Here is a 20,143-nt window from a genome sequence, read left to right as displayed (position 1 = left end):
TTGCTCCAAAGTTAAAAAAATGTTAAGGTTTAAGACAATGAGAAACATCAGAAATATATAGTTTGTAATGTTTCTAAATAATTAAATAAAAAAGTGACTCTCTCTTTTTGATATGTAATGTATTGATTATGAAATTTTTAATCTATTCTTGAGTTATGGGATAAGTCCGATCTCCATACCGAATAGCGGTGGCTTTTGGCGGTAAAGTTTTGATTTGATAATGCCCACAGCGCCGCGAAACCAAGTAAGGCTTAATGATGTAACGCTCTATTTCTGAGAGGTTAGCATTTTCAGGCACCCAAAAATAAACCGTATTTTTCACCTTTATGGATGCCAAGGCGGCTTTTTGATGTTGATGCCAGAGCACTTCTGTGTTTTGGAGCGCCAGATAATCCAAACCCATACGGACCAAACCAAAACTACAATAGAGGATAATAAAATTTCTAATATTAAACCAATAAAGTCGCTTTAAAAGAAAGTGTAGACCGTAGAACAATGCCGATAACAAAAGCACTTCTATCCCTTGAAAATCAATGGTATCCGAGGCGCCCCATTCTACATTTCCGAAAAAATGAACCACGCTGAGCAAGGTTTCCACCACCATATTATAAAGTGAAATCAGCCAAGACCACGAAACTCCCAAAGCCAGAATAAGGCTCATCACAAAAGAGAAAATAATCACTAAGCCCATCACAGGAATCACCACAATGTTCGCCAACAAAGACACCACCGAATATTGATGAAAATAATAAAGTACCAGCGGCAGTGTGCCCAACTGCGCGGCTAAAGTAATGGCGATCGTGCTGGAAAAAAGGTTGAGTAATCGGTAATCGCTGCGTGGCAAATATTTAAAAATGGGCGTGTATAGCCAATAAATCCCTAATACCGCAGCAAAGCTGAGCTGAAAACCCACATTAAGCAACTGCCGACTGTCCAAAATTAAAATGATAAAACCAGCTAAAGCCACGGCATCTGGCGTGCTGGGCAACCGCTGGTGGAGCACAAAATAAAAATAAATAGAAAGCATAATACAAGCCCGAATCACGGAAACGCTACCTCCGATGAAAATGCCAAAACACCACACCAAAATCAGGCTGATGATGATATTCCATTTTCGCTGTTGAGCAGAAAAAATAAAAGTGAACAGCCCCAATAAAAATCCAAAAATAATCCCGATATGTGTGCCAGAAATTGCTAATAAATGCGCTAAACCACTCTTGCGAAAATCCGCGATGGTCGCTTCGCTCATTTCGGTTTTGTCGGCTAAAATAATGCTTTTCAAAAACTGCCTCGCCTCGCTGTTCAGGGCGCTTTGGTTGATTTTATTGATGAAATTCAGTCGCCATTGTTTGAGGCGGTCGGCTAAACTTAAAGAAGGTGTAACGGCTTGTTGGAGCGGTTCTTGTGGATAGAGAGCGTAGAAAACACCTTGCCGAGCTTGGTAGGCGGCATAATCAAATTGATACGAATGTGCTGGCGGTTTCAACTTTGAAATAAAACAGCGGCTGCGGTAATAATGCTGATAATCCAAAGGTGGCGCCTCTTTTGGAAGCCTAAGCACGGCTTTAAAATTCTGATTTTGATAAAAACCTTTGATGATATAGCGCTGGTGTTTGGCATTCGCGCCGAGTATGTTTTCTAATTTTAGTGTGATTTCCGCAGATTCTGGAAGCTCAACTCGCTCTTGTTGCAACCGAAAAAAATGAGCCACAATCCCCACATTAACAAAAAATAAAAAGAGAAAAAGCCATTTATAATGCATTTTAAGCCGTAACGCACCAAGGCTCGCCAAGCCCAAACCTACAAAAAGATAAAGCCAGACCTCCGAGAATACAAAATAATCTTCTAAAGCTATACCGATAGAAAATCCTATCCACAGATAAAAAGAAAGATACTTTTTCATAGCCCAAGGATGAGAAGATGAAAACAAATTTAAGGAAAATAGATTAAAATCATTGATAATAAGTTAATTTTTTGAATTAAAATATCAGTTTGGTTGTACGGGGAAAAAGCAATGAGGCACAATATCCTCATTAAACCCCACCATATCTAAAATACTTTTTATAATTTAGCACGGTCAATAAAAATAGAAACGATGAAACTAATCGGTCCATTTTCGCAGGCGGTCACTTTGAGCCAACTGCCGCTAAGAGGTAAATTACAAGATGAAGATTTAGAGATTTTACCCAATGCAGGCTTGCTTTGCCAAGGGGGTGAAATTTTAGAAATAGATGATTTTCAAACCTTAAAAGCAAAGCATCCGCAGGCAGAAATTCATCAGGTGGAAAGCCCACAAGTGGTGTTGCCAGCCTACACGGATAGCCATACGCACATTTGTTTTGGTGGCAACAGAGCCGCAGATTTTGCTATGCGAAATGCAGGAAAATCTTACTTAGAAATCGCGCAAAATGGCGGTGGCATATGGAGTTCTGTGCAGCATACCAGAGCCGCCTCAGAGGAGGAACTTTTATCAGGAATGCTCGCAAGGGTAGAGGCTTTGGTGGCGCTGGGCATTACCACGATAGAGGTTAAAAGCGGCTACGGCTTAGATTTGGAATCGGAACTGAAAATGCTTAGGGTGATTAAAAAAGCCCAAGCCCAGACCAAAGCCCATTTGGTGCCCACTTGCCTCTCGGCACATACGCTGCCTAAGGATTTTCAAGGCGATCATCAGGCGTATTTAGACTACATCATCACTGAGATTTTACCTGTGGTCAAGGCAGAAAGTTTGGCAGAGCGCGTGGATATTTTCATTGAAAAATCAGCGTTCCAACCAGAGGAAAGCCGTGATTTCCTCCAGCGTGCTAAGGCGCTGGGCTTTCAAATCACCGTCCACGCCGATCAGTTTACCTCAGGAAGTTCTAAAATTGCCGTGGAGGTCGGGGCGAAATCTGCCGACCATTTGGAGGTAACAACACCCGAAGATGCCCGAATTTTAGCGCAGTCAGATACGGTGGCAACGGTGCTTCCAGGTGCTAGTTTGGGCTTAGGTGAGCCTTTTGCGCCAGCAAGAATTTTGTTAGATGAGGGCGCCATTGTAGCCATCGCCAGCGATTGGAACCCCGGTTCTGCACCGATGGGCGACTTAATCACGCAGGCTTCTATTTTAGCTACTTTCCAGAAGTTGTCCACGGCAGAAGTCTTTGCAGGGCTTACTTTCCGTGCGGCGTATGCCTTAGGTTTGGAAGATAGAGGGCGGTTGGCACCAGGCAAAAAAGCCGATTTTGTGACCTATGCAACCGATGATTTTAGAAATATTCTATACCACCAAGGGCGCCTCCGACCCAATGCCGTATTCATCGATGCGGAACCTGTATATCAAGCTTAGAACGAATGATTTAAAACATCAATTTTAAAATATTAAAACTATGCGTTACCAAAATTTAATCATAGAAAAAGATCAAAATATCGCCACCATTACCATCAATCGCCCAGAGCGATTGAATGCCCTCAACAAAGCTACGATACAAGAGCTCAGCGAAGCCTTAGCAGCATTAGAACAAGACCAAGATACGCGCGTGCTGATCATCACGGGGGCAGGGGATAAATCCTTTGTGGCAGGAGCTGATATTAAGGAGTTTGCCGATTTTAACACCTCGCAAGCGGAGGTTTTGGCTAAAAATGGACACACTTCTTTAATGGACAAAATCGAGAATTTAAGCAAGCCTGTCATCGCAGCAGTTAATGGCTTTGCGTTGGGCGGTGGCTTAGAATTGGCGATGGCGTGCCACATCCGCTATGCTTCGGAAAATGCCAAGTTGGGTTTGCCAGAGGTAACTTTGGGCTTAATACCAGGGTATGGCGGTACCCAGCGCTTACCGCAGTTAGTGGGCAAAGGTTGGGCAAATGAACTCATCTTTTCGGCGCAAATGATTTCAGCGGAAAAGGCGAAAGCCATCGGTTTGGTGAATGAGGTGGTGCCGCATCCAGAACTTTTGGAACAGGTTAAGCAGTTGGCGCATCGTATCGCTAAAAATTCGCCACAAGCCATAGCTAAGGCGATAACTGCTGTAAATGCTTCTGGAACGCCACAAGGCTACGAGGTGGAAATAAAAGCCTTTGGTCAGCTCTTCGAAATGGAAGACAAACAAGAGGGCGTGGCTGCATTTTTAGAAAAAAGAAAACCTCAATTTTAGGCTAATGAGCGCTACAGATTACAATAAATTTGATATTGCCTACCTCCGTATGGCGCAAGAGTGGGCTAAGTTGTCCTATTGCCAAAGGAAGCAAGTGGGCGCTTTGATTGTGAAAGACCGCACCATCATTTCTGATGGTTATAATGGCACACCTTCTGGACACGAAAACTGTTGCGAAGATGAGGAAGGCAAAACCAAGTGGTACGTGCTACACGCGGAAGCCAACGCGATTTTGAAAATGGCAAGTAGCACGCAATCGGCGGAGGGTGCTACGCTTTACCTCACGCTATCGCCGTGCCGAGAGTGCAGTAAGCTGATTTATCAGGCGGGCATCAAGCGCTTGGTTTTCATTGATGAATATTCTGACCGAGAGGGCTTGCGCTTTTTGGAAGATTCTGGCGTAGAGATTTTACAAATAACCGAAGAACACCTCCGTTAGTATGGATTGGAAAGAAAGCATACAAGCATTTGCCCACAGGCTGAGGTTTGAGAAAAATTTCTCGGAAAACACCATTGAAGCCTATACCAGTGATATTCAGAAGTTGCAATACTTTGCTGAAAATCATTTAGATGGGGTAATGCCGCTGACGATTTCCTACGACCAACTGCAAGAATACATTTACCAAAGTGCCAAAAAAGCCATCAGCGAGCGTAGCCAAGCGCGTTGGATTTCTTCTATTAAGGCTTATTTTAAATTTTTGTTTGAAGAAGAACTTCGGGAAGACCAGCCAGCCACGCTTTTGGAGTTGCCTAAATTGGGGCTCTACCTTCCAGATACGCTGAGTTTAGAGGAAATTGACAGGATTACAAAGGCGGTAGATTTGGATACGCCGTTGGGACAGCGCAATTTAACCATTATAGAAACTCTTTATGGCTGCGGCTTGCGGGTGTCGGAGTTGGTCAATCTCAAAATTTCTAATATCAATTTTAAGGAAAATTATATGGTGGTAGAGGGCAAGGGTGATAAGATGCGCTTGGTGCCGTTGGCGGATTATACTGCAGCGCTGATGTGGCAATATATGCAGGAATCCAGAGCGAAACTTAAAATATCCCCTAAAGCTTCGGATGTTCTTTTCCTTAACCAGCGAGGGAGCGGTATGTCGCGCGTGATGGTCTTTCTCATCATTAAAGATTTGGCGCAAAAAGCAGACATTCATAAAAATATTTCGCCGCATACCTTTCGGCATTCTTTCGCAACGCATCTCCTTAAAAATGGTGCCGATTTACGGTATATCCAAGAGATGTTAGGGCATTCCAGCATCACCACAACGGAAATTTATACCCATATCGAAAAAGCGGAACTCCACGATACCATTATCAAATACCATCCACGAAATCAGTAAAATACATAAAAATGACACTTCAATATTGCCCACATTGTGGAAAGCCAAGTTTAAAATGGATAAACCAGCGGAAATTCTCTTGCGATGCGTGTGGTTTTGTGCTGTATCAGAACTGTGCGGCAGCGGTGGCAGTGCTGCTCACTTACCGAGATGAAATCCTCTTGACCCGCCGAAACCAAGAGCCTAAAAAGGGGTTTTTAGATTTGAGTGGTGGCTTCTGCGATCCTAACGAAACGGCGGAACAAACTTGTGCTCGTGAGCTTTGGGAGGAGCTTCAGCTGACCATCAACCCTGAGAAATTGCAGTATTTGGGCAGCCAAGCGAATGTCTATCCTTATAAAGAAGTGAACTATAACACGGTAGATCTATTTTACCGCTATGCCCTTGATGAAAAACCAGATTTCAACCTTGAAGAGCACGAAATTAACGCCGTGGTATGGCTCAAAAAAGATGAACTCAACCTTGAAGAGTTAGCCTTTGAATCTCAAAAACGATTTTTAAACCACTACCTTAAAACTACCGACTCTTAAAGTTGATAAGCGCCCATATTGGGTTGGCTAAGGCGAGAATCTCCACTCAAATCTAACGGAACTTGCTGGGCTACATTTAGGTTGCCTTTGCCTCTGGCAGGCGAGTTTGGCTGTAGTCTCAAATTCATTTTTTTGATGTAATGGTTGATGAAAAGCGGATCTTCATTCTTCATCGATTGAGTGATATTGAGGTTGTTATCCCAAGGGAAACCCGCATCGGTAGCGTTGTATTTCAGCAATGAATTTTCAATCCAATATTGGATAGAAGCGGTGCTGTTGCCTTTAAAACTCACGGCATTGTTCCCCGTAGTGTAGAGGATGCTATTTTTTAAATTGAGCGAAAGCGGTGCGTGGCTTACTTGCCCCGTGGTAGGGTCTTGCCACTCGTTAGAAGCCTCAATGCCCAGCGCATTTTTAGCAGCGCTAAACGATGCAAAATTAAATAAAGTGCTGTGGAGAAGTTGGTAATCGCCGCCGTTAACAATGCCGATATTCGCCTGCCCGCAGTGGTTCATTACCAAATTTTCCGCTGTAATCTGTCCACGATTGGCAAAAATGCCGTAATCTTCAAAAGTGTGGATGATGGTATTTTTGATGTCGGCTTTGGCGTGGTTAAGGCTGATACCAGTGTTGCCCCCTGATATTTTCGCATAGTTGATGTGGGCTGTAGCGCCTTCTTCTAAAGCAATGCCGTTCCAGTTGGCAGGGATGGTGTCGTAATGGGTGCTATTTCTCTCGCCTCTTAGAATCACCTCTTTTTTATATTCTCCATTGATGTTGAGAATGGCGTTTTTTGAGATTTTAAGCCCCGAATTTTTATAAAAATAGACTTTGGTGCCCGCCTCTATGGTGAGGGCTTTGCCTTCGTTGAGGGTAAGATTGCCCAAGATGATTTTGGCTTTGTCGTTCCGCCAAACGGTGTTACCTAAGGTCTTAGGTTGGTCTTTTGTAGAAGCGAAAAATTCGGCATCTTGCACCACAGACATCAGGGTGATGTGTTGATTTTGAGCGCCTTCAAATAAAATTTTGTCAATCTCTACCGCTTCCATAGCGTGGGCTTGTGGCGCTATTTCTACAAAGATATAAAGGCTGTCTTTTTTTCTTAGTGGAATATGGGTAAATGTGGTGCCAGATTGTCCATCTACATTGAGTTTGTAGAGAGAAGCTGCCCCTTTTTCAAGACTGATTTTAGGAATGCTGATGTCTCGATCCTCATCGTTATAAATTTTTACGGCATAAGTTTCTGACCGCACTTGGTGATAAACGGTGTCTAAAATCAAGGTGTCTTGCGAAAATCTGAGGGCGCTATTGGGTGTTTCAAAAGTAATATCTTCTCGGCAAGAAACAACGAAAAAACTAAGCCATAAGGCGATACCTAAAACCAATCTCATTTTTAATCATTTTATGCCTCCAAAGATAAATAATTTTATTGATAAAAATTTTTTGTAGAGTAAAAAAAAAGTTCTATTTTTGCGGTCTAAAATTTTTAGTAAAAAAGCGATGCCATTACACGCTTAGTTATTATTAAATTAAACATAAAATTTTAAAAATATTTACAAAAATGAAAAAAGGAATACACCCTGAGAATTATAGACTTGTTGTTTTCAAAGATATGAGTAACGATGAGATGTTTCTTTGCAAATCTACAGCGGAAACTAAAGATACAATAGAGTATGAAGGACAAGAATATCCGTTAATCAAAATGGAAATTTCTTCTACATCGCACCCTTTCTACACTGGTAAAGTGAAATTAGTAGACACTGCTGGTAGAGTAGACAAGTTTATGAATAAATACAAAAAATTTGCGAAAAAATAATTTTTTCTCAATACAAAATACAAGCCTTCCTATTGATTTAGGGAGGTTTTTTATTATCTTAGCCGAACATTTACACCTAAAATTATGATACAGATTGTATTTTCAGACGCTCAATATTGGCAAAATTTTCTGCCGCTCACCTTTACTCGCCCTATGGCAGAGCTAAGATGCGGCATTCTAACCTTTTCAGAACGCTGGCAAAAATTGCTGGATAATAAAGAGATAACCTACTTAACGGAAGATTATTTACAAGAAAAATACCCGCAGCCACAGCCGAAAGAAAGCCTGTTGATTGTGCCCAATTTCCTACCTACGCCACAAGTGCTTGCCCAGATCAAAGCCTTAAACAAAGGCGAAGCGCTGGTTTATGAAGATGAGGTAATTGCGGCGCGTGTAGATATGGCGCAGTTTTCCCTCAGCCAAATTGAAAAAATGGTGGACATTACTGAGCCTTTGGATTTTTTCAAACAACCCACCGATTTATTTTCGCTCAATGACAAAGCCATCCATTTTGATTTTGAACTGCTTACCCAAGGGCGAACATCGCAGCCGTTATCTGCAACCAATGGCTTTATTGGCAACCCAGAGGACTTGTTTATAGAAGAAGGTGCCACGGTGGAATATGCCACTTTGAACTGCGCCAAAGGAAAAATCTACATCGGGAAAAATGCAGAAGTGATGGAAGGTTGCCACCTTAGAGGGCCCATTAGCTTAGGCGAAAATGCGGTGTTTAATCTGGGCGCAAAGATCTACGGCGCTACCACCATTGGACCTTATTGCAAGGTAGGTGGCGAGGTAAATAATGTGATATTTTTCGGGTTTTCTAATAAAGGTCACGATGGCTTTTTGGGAAATTCTGTGGTAGGCGAGTGGTGTAATTTTGGCGCTGATACCAACTCATCCAACCTCAAAAACAACTATGCCGAGGTCAAACTATGGAGTTATAAAACCCAAAAATTTGAAAAAACAGGACTTCAGTTTTGTGGGCTTATTATGGGCGACCACTCTAAAACCGCGATCAATACGCAGCTGAATACAGGAACTGTTATCGGTGTGGCGGCTAATATTTTTAAAAGTGGCTTTCCGCCGAATTTGGTAGAAAATTTCAGTTGGGGTGGAATGAAAGGCGATGAAAAATTTAATTTGAAAAAAGCCTTTGAGGTCGCTGCCGTAGTGATGAGCCGCCGGAATAAAGCTTTCTCCACCGAGGATCAGAAGATTTTAGACTATATTTATCATCATTTTTAGTAGGCACTTTTTGAGGCTTCAGTTTTACTTTTAAATGACTATTTTTGCTCTGTGAATGAGACTTTAGAACTCCAGCTTAAAACGCTACCCTCCGACCCTGGGGTGTACCGCTACTATGATAAAGAAGGGCAATTGCTCTATGTAGGTAAGGCTAAAAACTTGAAAAACAGGGTGATGACTTACTTTACTAAAAACCAAGTGGGGTACAAAACGCGCATTATGGTGCGAAAAATCCACCGCTTGGAGGTTACCGTAGTGCCGAGTGAATACGATGCTTTGCTATTGGAAAATAACCTGATTAAGGAGCACCAGCCGTTCTATAATGTGATGATGAAAGATGACAAATCTTTCCCTTGGCTGTGCATTAAAAATGAAGATTTTCCACGGATTTTTTTAACCCGAAAACGCATTAAAGATGGTTCGGAGTATTACGGACCTTACGCCAAGGTGCGCCCTGCCAGAGTGCTTTTAGAAACTATAAAAGCCCTTTATAAAATCAGGACTTGTAGTCTCAATTTATCACCAGAAAAGATAGAGCAATCCAAGTATAAAGTCTGTTTAGAATACCATATCAAAAACTGCGAAGGTCCTTGCGAAGGCTTAGAAACCGAAGCCGAATACGATAAAAAAATAGAGGCCATCCGTGGGATGATTAAAGGGGATTTCGGTTTAGCCAAACGGCATTTGGAGGAGGAAATGATGCACTGGGCATCGCTTTTGGAGTTTGAAAAAGCCCAAATGGTTAAGGAAAAATTGGAGATGTTAGAAGATTACCAAGTGAAGCACACGGTGGTCAGCCCAACGATTGATGATGTGGATGTTTTCGGGATGTGCAGTGATGAATCTGCGGCGTACATCAATTATTTTAAAATCAGAAATGGAAATATTGTCCAAAGTTATACCTCAGAATTTCGGAAAAAATTAGACGAAACCGACGAGGATATTTTGGAAGAAGCCATCATTGAGATGCGCAATAAATTCCAATCGCGGTCTAAGGAGATTTTGTTGCCGTTCCATTTGTCTACGGAGATTCCAAAAGTCAAGCTCATTGTGCCTAAGTTGGGCGACAAAAAACGAATTGTAGAACTCTCCGAAAAGAATGCAAAAGAATACCGTTTAGAAAAGCTCAAACAAATCCAAATTGTAGATCCAGAGCGGCACACCAACCGAATAATGGCGGAGATGCAAAAACTCCTGCGGATGCCTGTGGAGCCTCGGTATATAGAGGGTTTTGATAATTCTAACATCCAAGGGACCAATCCTGTTTCCGCTTGTGTGGTGTTTAAAAATGGGAAGCCGAGTAAGCAAGATTACCGCATTTTTCACATTAAAACAGTGGAAGGACCGAATGATTTTGCCTCTATGGAGGAGGTCATCTATCGCCGATATAGCCGTTTGCTACAAGAAGGCGCACCGTTACCACAACTGATTTTAATTGATGGAGGCAAGGGGCAACTCAGCTCTGCGGTTAAGAGTTTAAAGCGTTTAGGGCTCTACGGCGAAATCACGATTATCGGCATTGCTAAAAGATTGGAAGAACTCTTTTTCCCAGAAGATCCTATTCCATTGTATTTGGATAAAACTTCGGAAACGCTAAAAATACTCCAACAAGTGCGAGATGAAGCCCACCGTTTTGGCGTAAAACACCACCGCACCCGCCGAAAAAATAGCACCATCAAATCCGAGTTGGAAGACATCCCTGGGGTGGGGCCCAAATCTATCGCCTTGCTTTTACAGAAATTAAAATCTGTGAAACGCATTCGGGAAACCTCTAAAGCTACTTTGGAGGAGATTTTAGGCACGGCAAAGGGCGCCGCTGTTTGGGCTTATTTCAATAGTGATGAAAGCTCAAAATTTTAATATTCAGCCTTAAAATTTTAATTTCTAAACGCTCCCATATCCAACTTTAGAGAAAAGAAATTGGAGAAAAGATGGCTGCCTCCAATCCCGGAATTGGTAATAGCATAATCCAAAGTGAGCCCTTGGTAGCGCACGCCAATCCCTGCGCTGGGTTGGAAGGAAACTTGGCGCTTCTGGCTCTCTATATCCGTAATATTCTGAAACCGATTAACGCCAGCCCTTAAAAATACCATATTTTGGAATGATAATTCGGCGCCAGCATACGGGGTGATGCTCGCAAAATCTGTGGAAATTAAAGCGGCAGTTTTAGCAAAATCTACATTGATGCCCACTTCGGGAAGGAGGTTGAAATCTCGGTTGAGTTCAAAATTTCGGCTGATGCCCAGATTGAGTTTCGGCATGGTGAGCTCCAGTTTGTCTTTTGGAGCAGGGTTGAATTCTTCGCCATTAACTACGGCAGAGAGTTCTTTTTGGTTGATGCTCCAGAAATTGACCGTTGTGGTGGCATCTCTCAGCATAACGCCGTAATTCCAGCCTTTATCCGAGTGATAAATACCGCCGAAGTCAAACCCAAACCCGAAGCCGTTAGCGAATTTCCCCACATTACGATACACCAACTTGGCGTTCACACCCACATTCCAGCGGTGATGAGGTTTAAAGGCGAAAGAAATTAAGCCTGCATAATCGGCTTGTGAAAATTTGGTGATTTTATCATAATCGATGTTGCCATCTTGGTCTATCAGTTGTGTGGTATTCAGGATGTTATCCACACCTAACCTCACGATGGAAATGGCAAAAACGCCTTGGTTGCGGTCCAGCGCTTTGGCGTAGGCTAAATAATCATACTTGGCGATGCTCTCAAAATATTCTGCGTGCATAGCGGCGCCTTGCCAATCAGAGCGGATTTCTGCAAGCCCCGCAGGGTTCCACATTGGTGCATAAACATCATCTTGATGAGAAATCACGGCGCCCCCCATAGCCAAGCCTCTTGCTCCAGTTCCTATATTTAAAAATTCATTGGAGTATTTTCTGATGATTTGTGCCGAGGCGGTGTGATAAAGTATAATCAAGGTAAAAAACAACAGTCGTTTCATCATATTTTACTTTTATTCGATTAGAGAAGTGGTGGTTTCTAAATTTTTCTTTCGTTTGGCTTTAATCATACCATTGGCGATAATGGAACCGATCATAATGGCAGCGCCGAGATAAAACATAGGGTTCATATGCTCAGACTCGCCGAAGATGAAATACGCCAAGAGAATCCCATAAACAGGCTCTAAATTAACCGTTAAAATCAAGGTAAACGGCGAGATGTATTTCATCAAATGGGTAGATTCTATCATCGGGTAAGCGGTGAAGATTACGGCTAAAATAAGAATTAAAATCATATCTCTGGTTCCGATATGAGCCACCTCTGACAACTGACCATTGAACATCATAATAGCGCTGATGACGATCCAACCGCCAATCATTTCATAAAGGATAATGTGTCCTGCGGAAGTGTTTTGGCTCATCTTGCCATTGAAAATAGAGAAAATAGTTCCCAATAATGCGCAGATTATACCGTAGATAATCCCCAATTGGTATCGGAATTCGGTTTTGAAAATCAGTGCCATACCGCCCATAATCACAATACCGATGAGCACTTCTGTCCAGTCTAATTTTCGTTTGTAAATAATGGGCTCTATAATGGAGGCAAATAAGGTAGACATAGCGATACAGCTTAGGGTAATGGAGACATTAGAAACCTTAATGGACTCAAAGAAAAAGAGCCAGTGCAGCCCCATCACCACACCGATGCCTAATAATTTAATGCAGAGCGCCTTCGGTAGCCCCACGCTTTGCCCTTTGATTAGCCTTAGAAAAATAAAGATACAAATGGCAGTAAGTCCCATTCTATAAAATACCAAGACCAGAGAATCTACGCTAATCATTTTCCCGAGGATAGCGGTAAAGCCCCACATAAAGACGATAAGATGGAGTTTAAAAGTTGTATTGTTCCACATAGGCTATTTTCTAAGTGCAAAGAACGAAAATAAATATCAAACCATCAATTTTTAAGAAGAAAAAGTGGCTATAATTTGCAGTTTTAAAAATAAACCTCTATTTTTGCCCCGAAAATGAGATGTAAACTATGTTAATTATTCCAGTAAAAGATGGAGAGTCCATCGACAGAGCGCTGAAAAAATACAAAAGAAAATTCGACAGAACTGGCGTTGTTAGATCTTTAAGAGCAAGACAACAGTATGTAAAGCCTTCGGTTCTTAGAAGACAGCAAGTATTAAAAGCGGCTCACAAACAAAGGAATTTAAGCAAAGAAGAACAAGCTTAATTTTTGCTTAAAAGAACAAAAATCACTTCTTTATCATAAGGAAGTGATTTTTTTATGCTATATTTGAATCTGAAAATATTGCTATGGTTGCCCGTTTTTTAGAATACATTAAAGTAGAAAAAAGATACTCGCCGCACACGCAAACCAGCTATGCTAAGGACTTAGCCGATTTCCAAAACTACCTTAGCGACCAAGAAAGCGGCGTAGATGTGCTTAAAGTAGACAAGAAAATGGTGAGAAATTACCTTTTCTACTTGGGCGAGAAAAATCTGTCCAAAAGAACCATCAACCGTAAACTTTCGGCGCTGAGGAGCTTTTATCAATATTTATTGCGGATACAAGAAATTTCCACCTCGCCGATAGAAGGCATTTCTTCATTAAAATTTTACCCAACGAAACAACTGCCATTTTCTAAAGAAGAAATGGATCAGGTGACCGAAATTTTTGAAGATGAAGAAGAGTTATTGCCTCAACTGATTATAGAAACGCTTTACCAAACGGGAATGCGTAGGGCAGAACTCTGCAACCTCCGCTGCTCTGATGTGGATTTTTCTCAAAATGAAATTAGAGTAACAGGAAAAGGCAACAAAACGAGAATAGTCCCCATAGCATCACAATTAAAACAACAGTTGGAGCGTTATTTTATCCAAGAGCGAGAAGCTGTAGAGGAGGCGGTTGCCTATTTTTTTGTGAAAAAAAATGGAAAAAAACTCACCGAAAAATTTGTGTATTCCGTGGTAAATAATTACTTTAGCATAGTGTCTTCCAAGCAAAAGAAAAGCCCACATATGCTGCGGCATAGCTTTGCGACACACATTTTAGAGAATGGAGCGGAGATTTCTCAAGTGAAGGAATTATTGGGACACGCCAGTTTATCTTCCACGCAGGTTTATACCTCCGCAAACATTCAGAAATTAAAAACGGTGCTCAATGCCGCGCATCCAAGAGCCCAAGACAAAAAATAGAGAATAGTAACCTTAAAATATTAAGACAATGAAAATTAGCGTTCAATCATTGGGGCTTACCCCACACCAACCGTTAGAGGAGTATTTAGAGAAAAAATTAAATAAACTGGAAACCTTTTATAATAAAATTTTGGAAGCCCAAGTCTTCTTAAAAGTAGAGAACACCAGCGATAAAGAAAACAAAACAGCAGAAATTATTTTAGTTGTGCCAGGAGATGATATTGTGGTGAAGAAGACTTGTGCCAGTTTTGAAGAAGCGATAGACAAGTGTGGAGACATTGCTAAGAAGTTGCTAATCAAAAAGAAAGAAAAGAACTAAGAAAAATATTATAAAAAACTAAAAAAAATATTTGCGTATTTCAAAAAAAGAGTTGTATATTTGCAACCGCAAAACGAGATAAGCGTTTGTTTGAAATATGCAATATTTGCCTCCATAGCTCAGTTGGCCAGAGCACGTGATTTGTAATCTCGGGGTCGTGGGTTCGAATCCCTCTGGAGGCTCATAAAAAATTGCGGGGAGATACCAGAGTGGCCAAATGGGACGGACTGTAACTCCGTTGTCGTGAGACTTCGCAGGTTCGAATCCTGCTCTCCCCACATTTTTTTTAATAAAAAATTTGCAAAATAAAAATAAATGTTTAATTTTGCAACCTCAATTACCAACAATAACAAATGCGGAAGTAGCTCAGTTGGTAGAGCGTCAGCCTTCCAAGCTGAATGTCGCGGGTTCGACCCCCGTCTTCCGCTCAAAGCGAAATCACAACCTTTTGGGCTTGTGATTTTTTTATAAGCCGTTATAGCTCAGGGGTAGAGCGCTTCCTTGGTAAGGAAGAGGTCTCGGGTTCAAATCCCGATAATGGCTCAAATTAAAGGTTTTGAGGTTAATACTTTATTTTGAGGTAAGGCGCTAATAATTAGCGCCTTACTTTTTTATTTTAAGAAAGATCTATTGTGAACTCTTAAATCGCTATGTCCTCCCAAAAGCGATAACATCAATTGGTTTTTCCAACGATTTTCTAACTATTATCACTTCAAGCTCAAGAAAAAAACAATTTTACTTTATAAAAAAATCCTAACCACTTGTTTAATGACTGGGAGAGTTTGAAATATTTTTCCCACGAATGTTAAGATATAAACAAAAGGTTTAGTAAATTTGTGCACTAATCAATCTAAAAAAATGTACAAATCCATTATCAGACCTATTTTGTTTCGTTTTGACCCTGAGGGCGTCCATCATTTTACATTTAAATTTTTAAAAATTGCTTTTAAAATACCTGGAATTTCTTGGGTGGTGCGGTCTATTTTTGAAGTCCAAGACCCACGGTTGGAGCGCGAATGTTTTGGATTGAAATTTAAAAATCCTATTGGTTTGGCGGCAGGTTTTGACAAAGATGCCAAACTTTATCAAGAATTGTCAGCCTTCGGATTTGGGTTTATAGAAATTGGAACTTTAACGCCCAAACCACAGCCAGGTAATGATAAACAGAGGCTTTTTCGTTTGAAAGAAGACCAAGCCATCATCAACAGAATGGGCTTTAATAATGAAGGTGTAGCGGCGGCGGTAGAGCGACTGAAAAAAAATAGCAATGTGCTGATTGGTGGCAATATCGGGAAAAATAAAACCACGTTGAACGAGGCTGCAGAGTCAGATTATCTAGCGTGTTTCCAAGCGCTTTATCCTTATGTGGATTATTTTGTGGTGAATGTAAGCTCACCGAATACGCCCAACCTTAGGGAACTTCAGGAGAAAGCTCCACTGATGAATTTACTCAACAGTCTTCAAAATGAAAACCAAAAGAAGCCTCAGCCTAAACCGATTCTCCTCAAAATAGCGCCAGACCTTACGGAGACGCAATTGTTGGACATTATTGACATCGTGAAAGGAACGAAAATTAGCGGCGTTATTGCGACCAATACAACCATTGGCAGAGACCATTTAAAATCCTCGGAGCAAAAAGAAACGGGAGGACTGTCAGGGAAACCGCTTAAAGACCGCTCTACAGAGGTCATCCGATTTTTGTCCGAAAAGAGCCAAAAAGCCTTTCCTATTATTGGTGTGGGCGGTATCCATAGCGCTGAAGATGCTTTGGAAAAACTGCGTGCAGGCGCCAGTTTGGTGCAACTTTATACAGGTTTTATTTATGAAGGACCAGCACTCGTCAAGGCGATAAACCAACAGCTTTTGAAAGAAAATCAATAGCGAAGTAGAGGAATGTTGTCGCGGTGTTTTGGCATCAAAGCATAGAAAAAATCTCAATAAAAATCCGTACTTTTGTCGAATATTTTAAAATAGAAATACACACTGTGTTTTCTACTTAACCAGACGGATTTTCATGAACGAGAAGGAACAACAATTATTAGAACAAGGTCAAATGCTCCCTGTAATGGAGCATTTTTATACGATACAAGGCGAGGGCGCCCACACTGGGAAGGCAGCTTATTTCATCAGATTAGGCGGCTGCGATGTAGGTTGCCATTGGTGCGATGTCAAGGAAAGCTGGGATCCCAACCTCCACCCGTTAATGGATGCGGAAGAGGTGGCGACCATTGCCGCAAAACATTGCAAAACCATTGTGCTCACTGGTGGCGAACCTCTAATGTGGAATTTAGAAATTTTGACGAAAAAGCTGAAAGCCTTAGGCTGCACCATTCATATAGAAACCTCGGGAGCGTATGAGATGAGCGGGCATATTGACTGGATTTGCCTTTCGCCGAAGAAAACTGGGCTGCCCAAAGAAAGCATCTATGCTAAAGCCCACGAGCTGAAGTGCATCATTTTCAATCAGCACGATTTTACCTTTGCCGAAGAGCAAGCCGCCAAGGTGAGTCCTCAGTGTAAGCTCTACCTCCAAAGTGAGTGGAGCAAAAGAAATACGATGTATCCTAAAATCACCGATTATATTTTGGAACATCCGCAGTGGCAAGCCTCGGTGCAAACGCATAAATACCTTAATATTCCGTAAGAAAAATGCAGGTTACCCGATACTCTCGCTATCTTAAATCCTTATTTATCAGTGCAGATTTGGTGATCTTGCTGGTATTTTTCTATTTCTTTTTGGGGGATAGTTTTGGTGCAGATATAGCGGCGAGGCAGCGTGTGGGGTGGTTTATGCTTGTGGTGGGCTTGGGTTGGCTGTTGGTTAGCCAATATTCTCGATTGTATCATGTGCCGAGAACGCTCACTTATACGCTGCATATAGAGCGGATAATCAGGCATTTGGTGCTGTTTATTTTATTGGTTTTAGGTTTGAATGAACTTTCTACCGATGTCAATTTGCGGTATAATGCCTTGATTTTTGTGGGTGCGCTTACGGTGGTGGTTTTGGTTTTTAAATCTTTTACTTATTTTGCCCTGAAATACTATCGGGCGTTGGGGAAAAACCATCGGAATGTGATGTTTTTATTTGAAGACGATCTCTCCACGATTCTCAAGCAAACGCTACAGCGCCGAAAAGACTATGGCTACAAAATTTTTGAATACCAAGCGTCTCCTCAATCAGTTGAAGCATTGATTGATTTCTGGGAAAAGAACGGTATTGACACTTTGTTTTTGCCCTCTGAAAAATCGGCGCAAGAGGTAGAGCATATTGCTGCCATCTGTGCTGCAGCAGAAGAAAATGGCGTGTCTTTGAGCTTCGTTCCTAATGTTTTGAACAAACATTTTTCTCAGTACCATTTGCAATATTTTGAGGCATTTCCTGTGTTGGTGCCCATTCGGTATCCGTTAGATTTTCTGAGCAACCGATGCCTTAAACGGATTTTTGATACCCTCTTTTCGCTTAGTTTTTTGGTGTTGGTGGGTGTTTGGCTTTTTCCGCTAATCGCTTTGCTGATTTGGTGGGATAGCGGTCGCCCTATTTTCTTTGTCCAAGAGCGTTATGGCTATCAGAATCGTGTGTTTAAGTGTATTAAATTCCGAACAATGCAGGCTCACCCAGACGAACCTTCCGCGAAGAAAATTACCAAAATAGGTCATTTTTTAAGAAAAACCAGTTTAGATGAAACCCCGCAGTTCATCAATGTGCTTTTGGGGCAAATGAGTGTGGTGGGGCCGCGGCCGCATATGCTATCGGTAGATGATTTTTATAAATCTAAAATAGAGCGGTACAACATCAGGGCGTATGTAAAACCTGGTGTTACGGGGCTTTCGCAAGTGAGTGGGCTAAGGGGCGATGGCAAGGAAGTGGACATCAGAATGCAAAAAAGACTCTTAAAAGATATTTTCTATATCAAAAACTGGAGCATTGGGATGGATGTTATTATTATCTTTAAAACGGTTCTCCTGATGATTAAAGGAGATGAAAATGCCATCTGATGCTGAGTAATTCAATTAAAAATACTATTTTCGCAAGATGTTAAAGTTAGTTAGAAGATTGCTCTCCTCCGTGGGAGAATATATGATATTGCTGGGCAAAGTGATGAAACGCCCGCAGAAATCTCAAGTGTTTTTCAAGCTTTTAATGCGGGAAATCAACGACTTAGGGGTCAATTCGTTTGGGCTGGTACTCTTTACCTCTATATTTGTGGGAGCTGTGGTGGCCATCCAGATGTATAATAATTTTAGTGCCTCATCAATCCCTATTCCGTTGTATTTTATTGGCTATGCTACTAAGGTGGTGCTTATTTTAGAATTTTCACCCACGATTATTAGTTTGATATTGGCAGGAAAAGTGGGCTCTTATATCGCTTCAAGTATCGGTACGATGCGTGTTACAGAGCAAATTGATGCTTTGGATATTATGGGCGTTAATTCCCCTAATTTTTTGATTTTGCCTAAAATCGTTGCGAATGTTATTTTTAATCCACTATTGATCGCCATTAGCATCGTTTTTGGAATTTATGGCGGTTATTGCGCAGGTATTGCCACAGGCAACTGGACTACAGCGGAATACATCAATGGTGTGCAGCGCTATATGCCAGATTATTTTATTTGGTATGCCTTTTTTAAAACCGTTGTTTTTGCCTTTTTGATAGCCACCATACCAGCGTATTTCGGTTATAATGTAAAAGGCGGCTCTCTGGAAGTAGGGCGAGCCAGTACCCAAGCGGTGGTTTGGACTATTGTTACCATTATTATTGCAGAGCTCATCTCAACCCAATTATTTTTAAGCTAATGATTGAAGTAAAAGATTTAAGAAAAAGTTTTGATGGTGTGGAGGTCTTAAAAGGCATTACCACCACTTTTCAAACGGGAAAAATCAATTTGGTAATAGGGCAGTCGGGGTCTGGGAAAACGGTGTTCCTCAAATGCTTGCTCAATGTGTTTGAGCCCACCTCTGGCAGCATCCTTTTTGATGGTAGAAATTTGGTGACTATGGGGCGTGAGGAGAAAGAGCAAATCCGCTCAGAGATAGGCACAGTGTTCCAAGGCAGCGCTCTATTTGACTCTATGACGGTGGAAGAGAACATCTCGTTTCCGCTGGATATGTTTACCAACCTGACCTTTACCGAGAAAAGAAAACGCGTGAAAGAAGTGATTGGGCGTGTTCATTTAGAAAATGCCAATAAAAAATTCCCTTCCGAAATTTCTGGAGGAATGCAGAAAAGGGTCGCCATAGCCAGAGCCATTGTCAACAATCCCAAATATTTATTTTGTGATGAGCCCAACTCGGGTTTAGACCCCAATACCGCCATTGTGATTGATGAATTACTCACGGAAATCACGGAAGAATACAACACCACAACCATCATCAACACCCACGATATGAACTCGGTGCTGACCATTGGAGAAAATATTGTGTACCTCAGAAATGGCGTGAAGGAATGGGAAGGAGATAAAGATATCATCATCAAAGCCACCAACCCTCATCTTATTGATTTTGTGTACTCTTCGGCGCTGTTCAAACAAGTGAGGGAGACTATGCTCAAAAACAATCAAACCAATCTATCAGAATCATAACAAACAATTAAAAT

20 protein-coding genes and 4 tRNA genes are annotated in these 20,143 nt (G+C 41.5%); 20 read left to right on the top strand and 4 right to left on the bottom strand.

What is annotated here, in order from left to right:
• Nucleotides 1–142 precede the first annotated feature (142 nt).
• A complete protein-coding gene (locus NYR17_RS09105; protein ID WP_302505391.1) occupies nucleotides 143–1,903 on the bottom strand; it encodes a ComEC/Rec2 family competence protein in 1,761 nt (586 codons plus the stop codon).
• A 192-nt stretch (nucleotides 1,904–2,095) separates the two neighbouring features.
• On the opposite strand from NYR17_RS09105, the gene hutI reads away from it, so the two are divergent.
• The 5 genes from hutI to NYR17_RS09080 are packed head-to-tail and all read left to right on the top strand — an operon-like array spanning nucleotide 2,096 to nucleotide 6,009.
• On the top strand, nucleotides 2,096–3,328 hold the full coding sequence (hutI, locus tag NYR17_RS09100) for an imidazolonepropionase (protein WP_302505390.1): 1,233 nt from the start codon (nucleotides 2,096–2,098) through the stop codon (nucleotides 3,326–3,328).
• A 40-nt stretch (nucleotides 3,329–3,368) separates the two neighbouring features.
• Complete coding sequence (locus tag NYR17_RS09095) at nucleotides 3,369–4,136, top strand: enoyl-CoA hydratase/isomerase family protein (protein WP_302505389.1); 768 nt, start codon at nucleotides 3,369–3,371, stop codon at nucleotides 4,134–4,136.
• A 4-nt stretch (nucleotides 4,137–4,140) separates the two neighbouring features.
• Nucleotides 4,141–4,575, top strand: a complete 435-nt coding sequence (locus NYR17_RS09090; RefSeq protein WP_302505388.1) for a deoxycytidylate deaminase — start codon at nucleotides 4,141–4,143, stop codon at nucleotides 4,573–4,575.
• A 1-nt stretch (nucleotide 4,576) separates the two neighbouring features.
• Nucleotides 4,577–5,479 carry a site-specific tyrosine recombinase XerD gene (gene xerD, locus NYR17_RS09085; protein ID WP_302505387.1) on the top strand — a complete coding sequence of 301 codons (903 nt, stop codon included), beginning with the start codon at nucleotides 4,577–4,579 and terminating at the stop codon, nucleotides 5,477–5,479.
• A gap of 11 nt (nucleotides 5,480–5,490) precedes the next feature.
• Complete coding sequence (locus tag NYR17_RS09080; protein WP_302505386.1) at nucleotides 5,491–6,009, top strand: NUDIX hydrolase; 519 nt, start codon at nucleotides 5,491–5,493, stop codon at nucleotides 6,007–6,009.
• Here NYR17_RS09080 and NYR17_RS09075 read toward each other — a convergent pair.
• Nucleotides 6,006–7,400 carry a hypothetical protein gene (locus tag NYR17_RS09075; protein ID WP_302505385.1) on the bottom strand — a complete coding sequence of 465 codons (1,395 nt, stop codon included), beginning with the start codon at nucleotides 7,398–7,400 and terminating at the stop codon, nucleotides 6,006–6,008. The two genes, NYR17_RS09080 and NYR17_RS09075, sit on opposite strands and share 4 nt — an antisense overlap.
• Nucleotides 7,401–7,570: 170 nt before the next feature.
• Between NYR17_RS09075 and NYR17_RS09070 the strand changes: the two genes are divergently transcribed.
• From NYR17_RS09070 to uvrC, 3 genes are all read left to right on the top strand, one after another.
• Nucleotides 7,571–7,825, top strand: a complete 255-nt coding sequence (locus tag NYR17_RS09070; RefSeq protein ID WP_026315563.1) for a type B 50S ribosomal protein L31 — start codon at nucleotides 7,571–7,573, stop codon at nucleotides 7,823–7,825.
• Between the two features lie 84 nt (nucleotides 7,826–7,909).
• Complete coding sequence (locus NYR17_RS09065; RefSeq protein WP_302505384.1) at nucleotides 7,910–9,073, top strand: GlmU family protein; 1,164 nt, start codon at nucleotides 7,910–7,912, stop codon at nucleotides 9,071–9,073.
• 51 nt (nucleotides 9,074–9,124) lie between these two features.
• Nucleotides 9,125–10,933, top strand: coding sequence for an excinuclease ABC subunit UvrC (gene uvrC / locus NYR17_RS09060; RefSeq protein WP_302505383.1), 1,809 nt, complete (start codon nucleotides 9,125–9,127; stop codon nucleotides 10,931–10,933).
• A gap of 17 nt (nucleotides 10,934–10,950) precedes the next feature.
• Here uvrC and NYR17_RS09055 read toward each other — a convergent pair whose 3' ends face one another.
• A complete protein-coding gene (locus NYR17_RS09055) occupies nucleotides 10,951–12,030 on the bottom strand; it encodes a PorV/PorQ family protein (RefSeq protein ID WP_438826602.1) in 1,080 nt (359 codons plus the stop codon).
• A gap of 9 nt (nucleotides 12,031–12,039) precedes the next feature.
• Complete coding sequence (locus NYR17_RS09050; RefSeq protein ID WP_302505382.1) at nucleotides 12,040–12,939, bottom strand: DMT family transporter; 900 nt, start codon at nucleotides 12,937–12,939, stop codon at nucleotides 12,040–12,042.
• Nucleotides 12,940–13,067: 128 nt separating this feature from the next.
• On the opposite strand from NYR17_RS09050, the gene rpsU reads away from it, so the two are divergent.
• The 12 genes from rpsU to NYR17_RS08990 all read left to right on the top strand — a co-directional run bounded on the left by rpsU (nucleotide 13,068) and on the right by NYR17_RS08990 (nucleotide 20,129).
• A complete protein-coding gene (rpsU, locus tag NYR17_RS09045) occupies nucleotides 13,068–13,265 on the top strand; it encodes a 30S ribosomal protein S21 (RefSeq protein ID WP_018675320.1) in 198 nt (65 codons plus the stop codon).
• A gap of 83 nt (nucleotides 13,266–13,348) precedes the next feature.
• Nucleotides 13,349–14,230, top strand: coding sequence for a tyrosine-type recombinase/integrase (locus tag NYR17_RS09040; RefSeq protein WP_302505381.1), 882 nt, complete (start codon nucleotides 13,349–13,351; stop codon nucleotides 14,228–14,230).
• Between the two features lie 28 nt (nucleotides 14,231–14,258).
• Nucleotides 14,259–14,549, top strand: a complete 291-nt coding sequence (hpf, locus tag NYR17_RS09035; protein ID WP_302505380.1) for a ribosome hibernation-promoting factor, HPF/YfiA family — start codon at nucleotides 14,259–14,261, stop codon at nucleotides 14,547–14,549.
• 108 nt (nucleotides 14,550–14,657) lie between these two features.
• Nucleotides 14,658–14,731: transfer RNA gene (locus NYR17_RS09030), tRNA-Thr, on the top strand.
• Nucleotides 14,732–14,744: 13 nt separating this feature from the next.
• A tRNA-Tyr gene (locus tag NYR17_RS09025) sits at nucleotides 14,745–14,827 on the top strand.
• A 77-nt stretch (nucleotides 14,828–14,904) separates the two neighbouring features.
• Nucleotides 14,905–14,977, top strand: a tRNA-Gly gene (locus NYR17_RS09020).
• 43 nt (nucleotides 14,978–15,020) lie between these two features.
• A tRNA-Thr gene (locus tag NYR17_RS09015) sits at nucleotides 15,021–15,092 on the top strand.
• Nucleotides 15,093–15,407: 315 nt separating this feature from the next.
• The gene (locus NYR17_RS09010) at nucleotides 15,408–16,430 is read left to right on the top strand and encodes a quinone-dependent dihydroorotate dehydrogenase (protein WP_302505379.1); all 1,023 of its coding nucleotides are present in this window, start codon (nucleotides 15,408–15,410) and stop codon (nucleotides 16,428–16,430) included.
• A 133-nt stretch (nucleotides 16,431–16,563) separates the two neighbouring features.
• The gene (locus tag NYR17_RS09005; protein ID WP_302505378.1) at nucleotides 16,564–17,193 is read left to right on the top strand and encodes a 7-carboxy-7-deazaguanine synthase QueE; all 630 of its coding nucleotides are present in this window, start codon (nucleotides 16,564–16,566) and stop codon (nucleotides 17,191–17,193) included.
• 5 nt (nucleotides 17,194–17,198) lie between these two features.
• Nucleotides 17,199–18,545, top strand: a complete 1,347-nt coding sequence (locus NYR17_RS09000) for an exopolysaccharide biosynthesis polyprenyl glycosylphosphotransferase (protein ID WP_302505377.1) — start codon at nucleotides 17,199–17,201, stop codon at nucleotides 18,543–18,545.
• Between the two features lie 37 nt (nucleotides 18,546–18,582).
• A complete protein-coding gene (locus NYR17_RS08995; RefSeq protein WP_302505376.1) occupies nucleotides 18,583–19,344 on the top strand; it encodes an MlaE family ABC transporter permease in 762 nt (253 codons plus the stop codon).
• Nucleotides 19,344–20,129 (top strand): ABC transporter ATP-binding protein, encoded by a 786-nt coding sequence (locus tag NYR17_RS08990; RefSeq protein WP_302505375.1) that lies wholly within the window; start codon nucleotides 19,344–19,346, stop codon nucleotides 20,127–20,129. Before NYR17_RS08995 ends, NYR17_RS08990 begins: the two co-directional genes overlap by 1 nt.
• Nucleotides 20,130–20,143: the final 14 nt, after the last annotated feature.

Origin of the sequence: Riemerella columbina, assembly GCF_030517065.1 — a bacterium.
GTDB lineage: Bacteria > Bacteroidota > Bacteroidia > Flavobacteriales > Weeksellaceae > Riemerella > Riemerella columbina_A.
The sequence above is the reverse complement of the archived record's forward strand: the minus strand, read 5'-3'. Positions and strand labels throughout refer to the sequence as shown.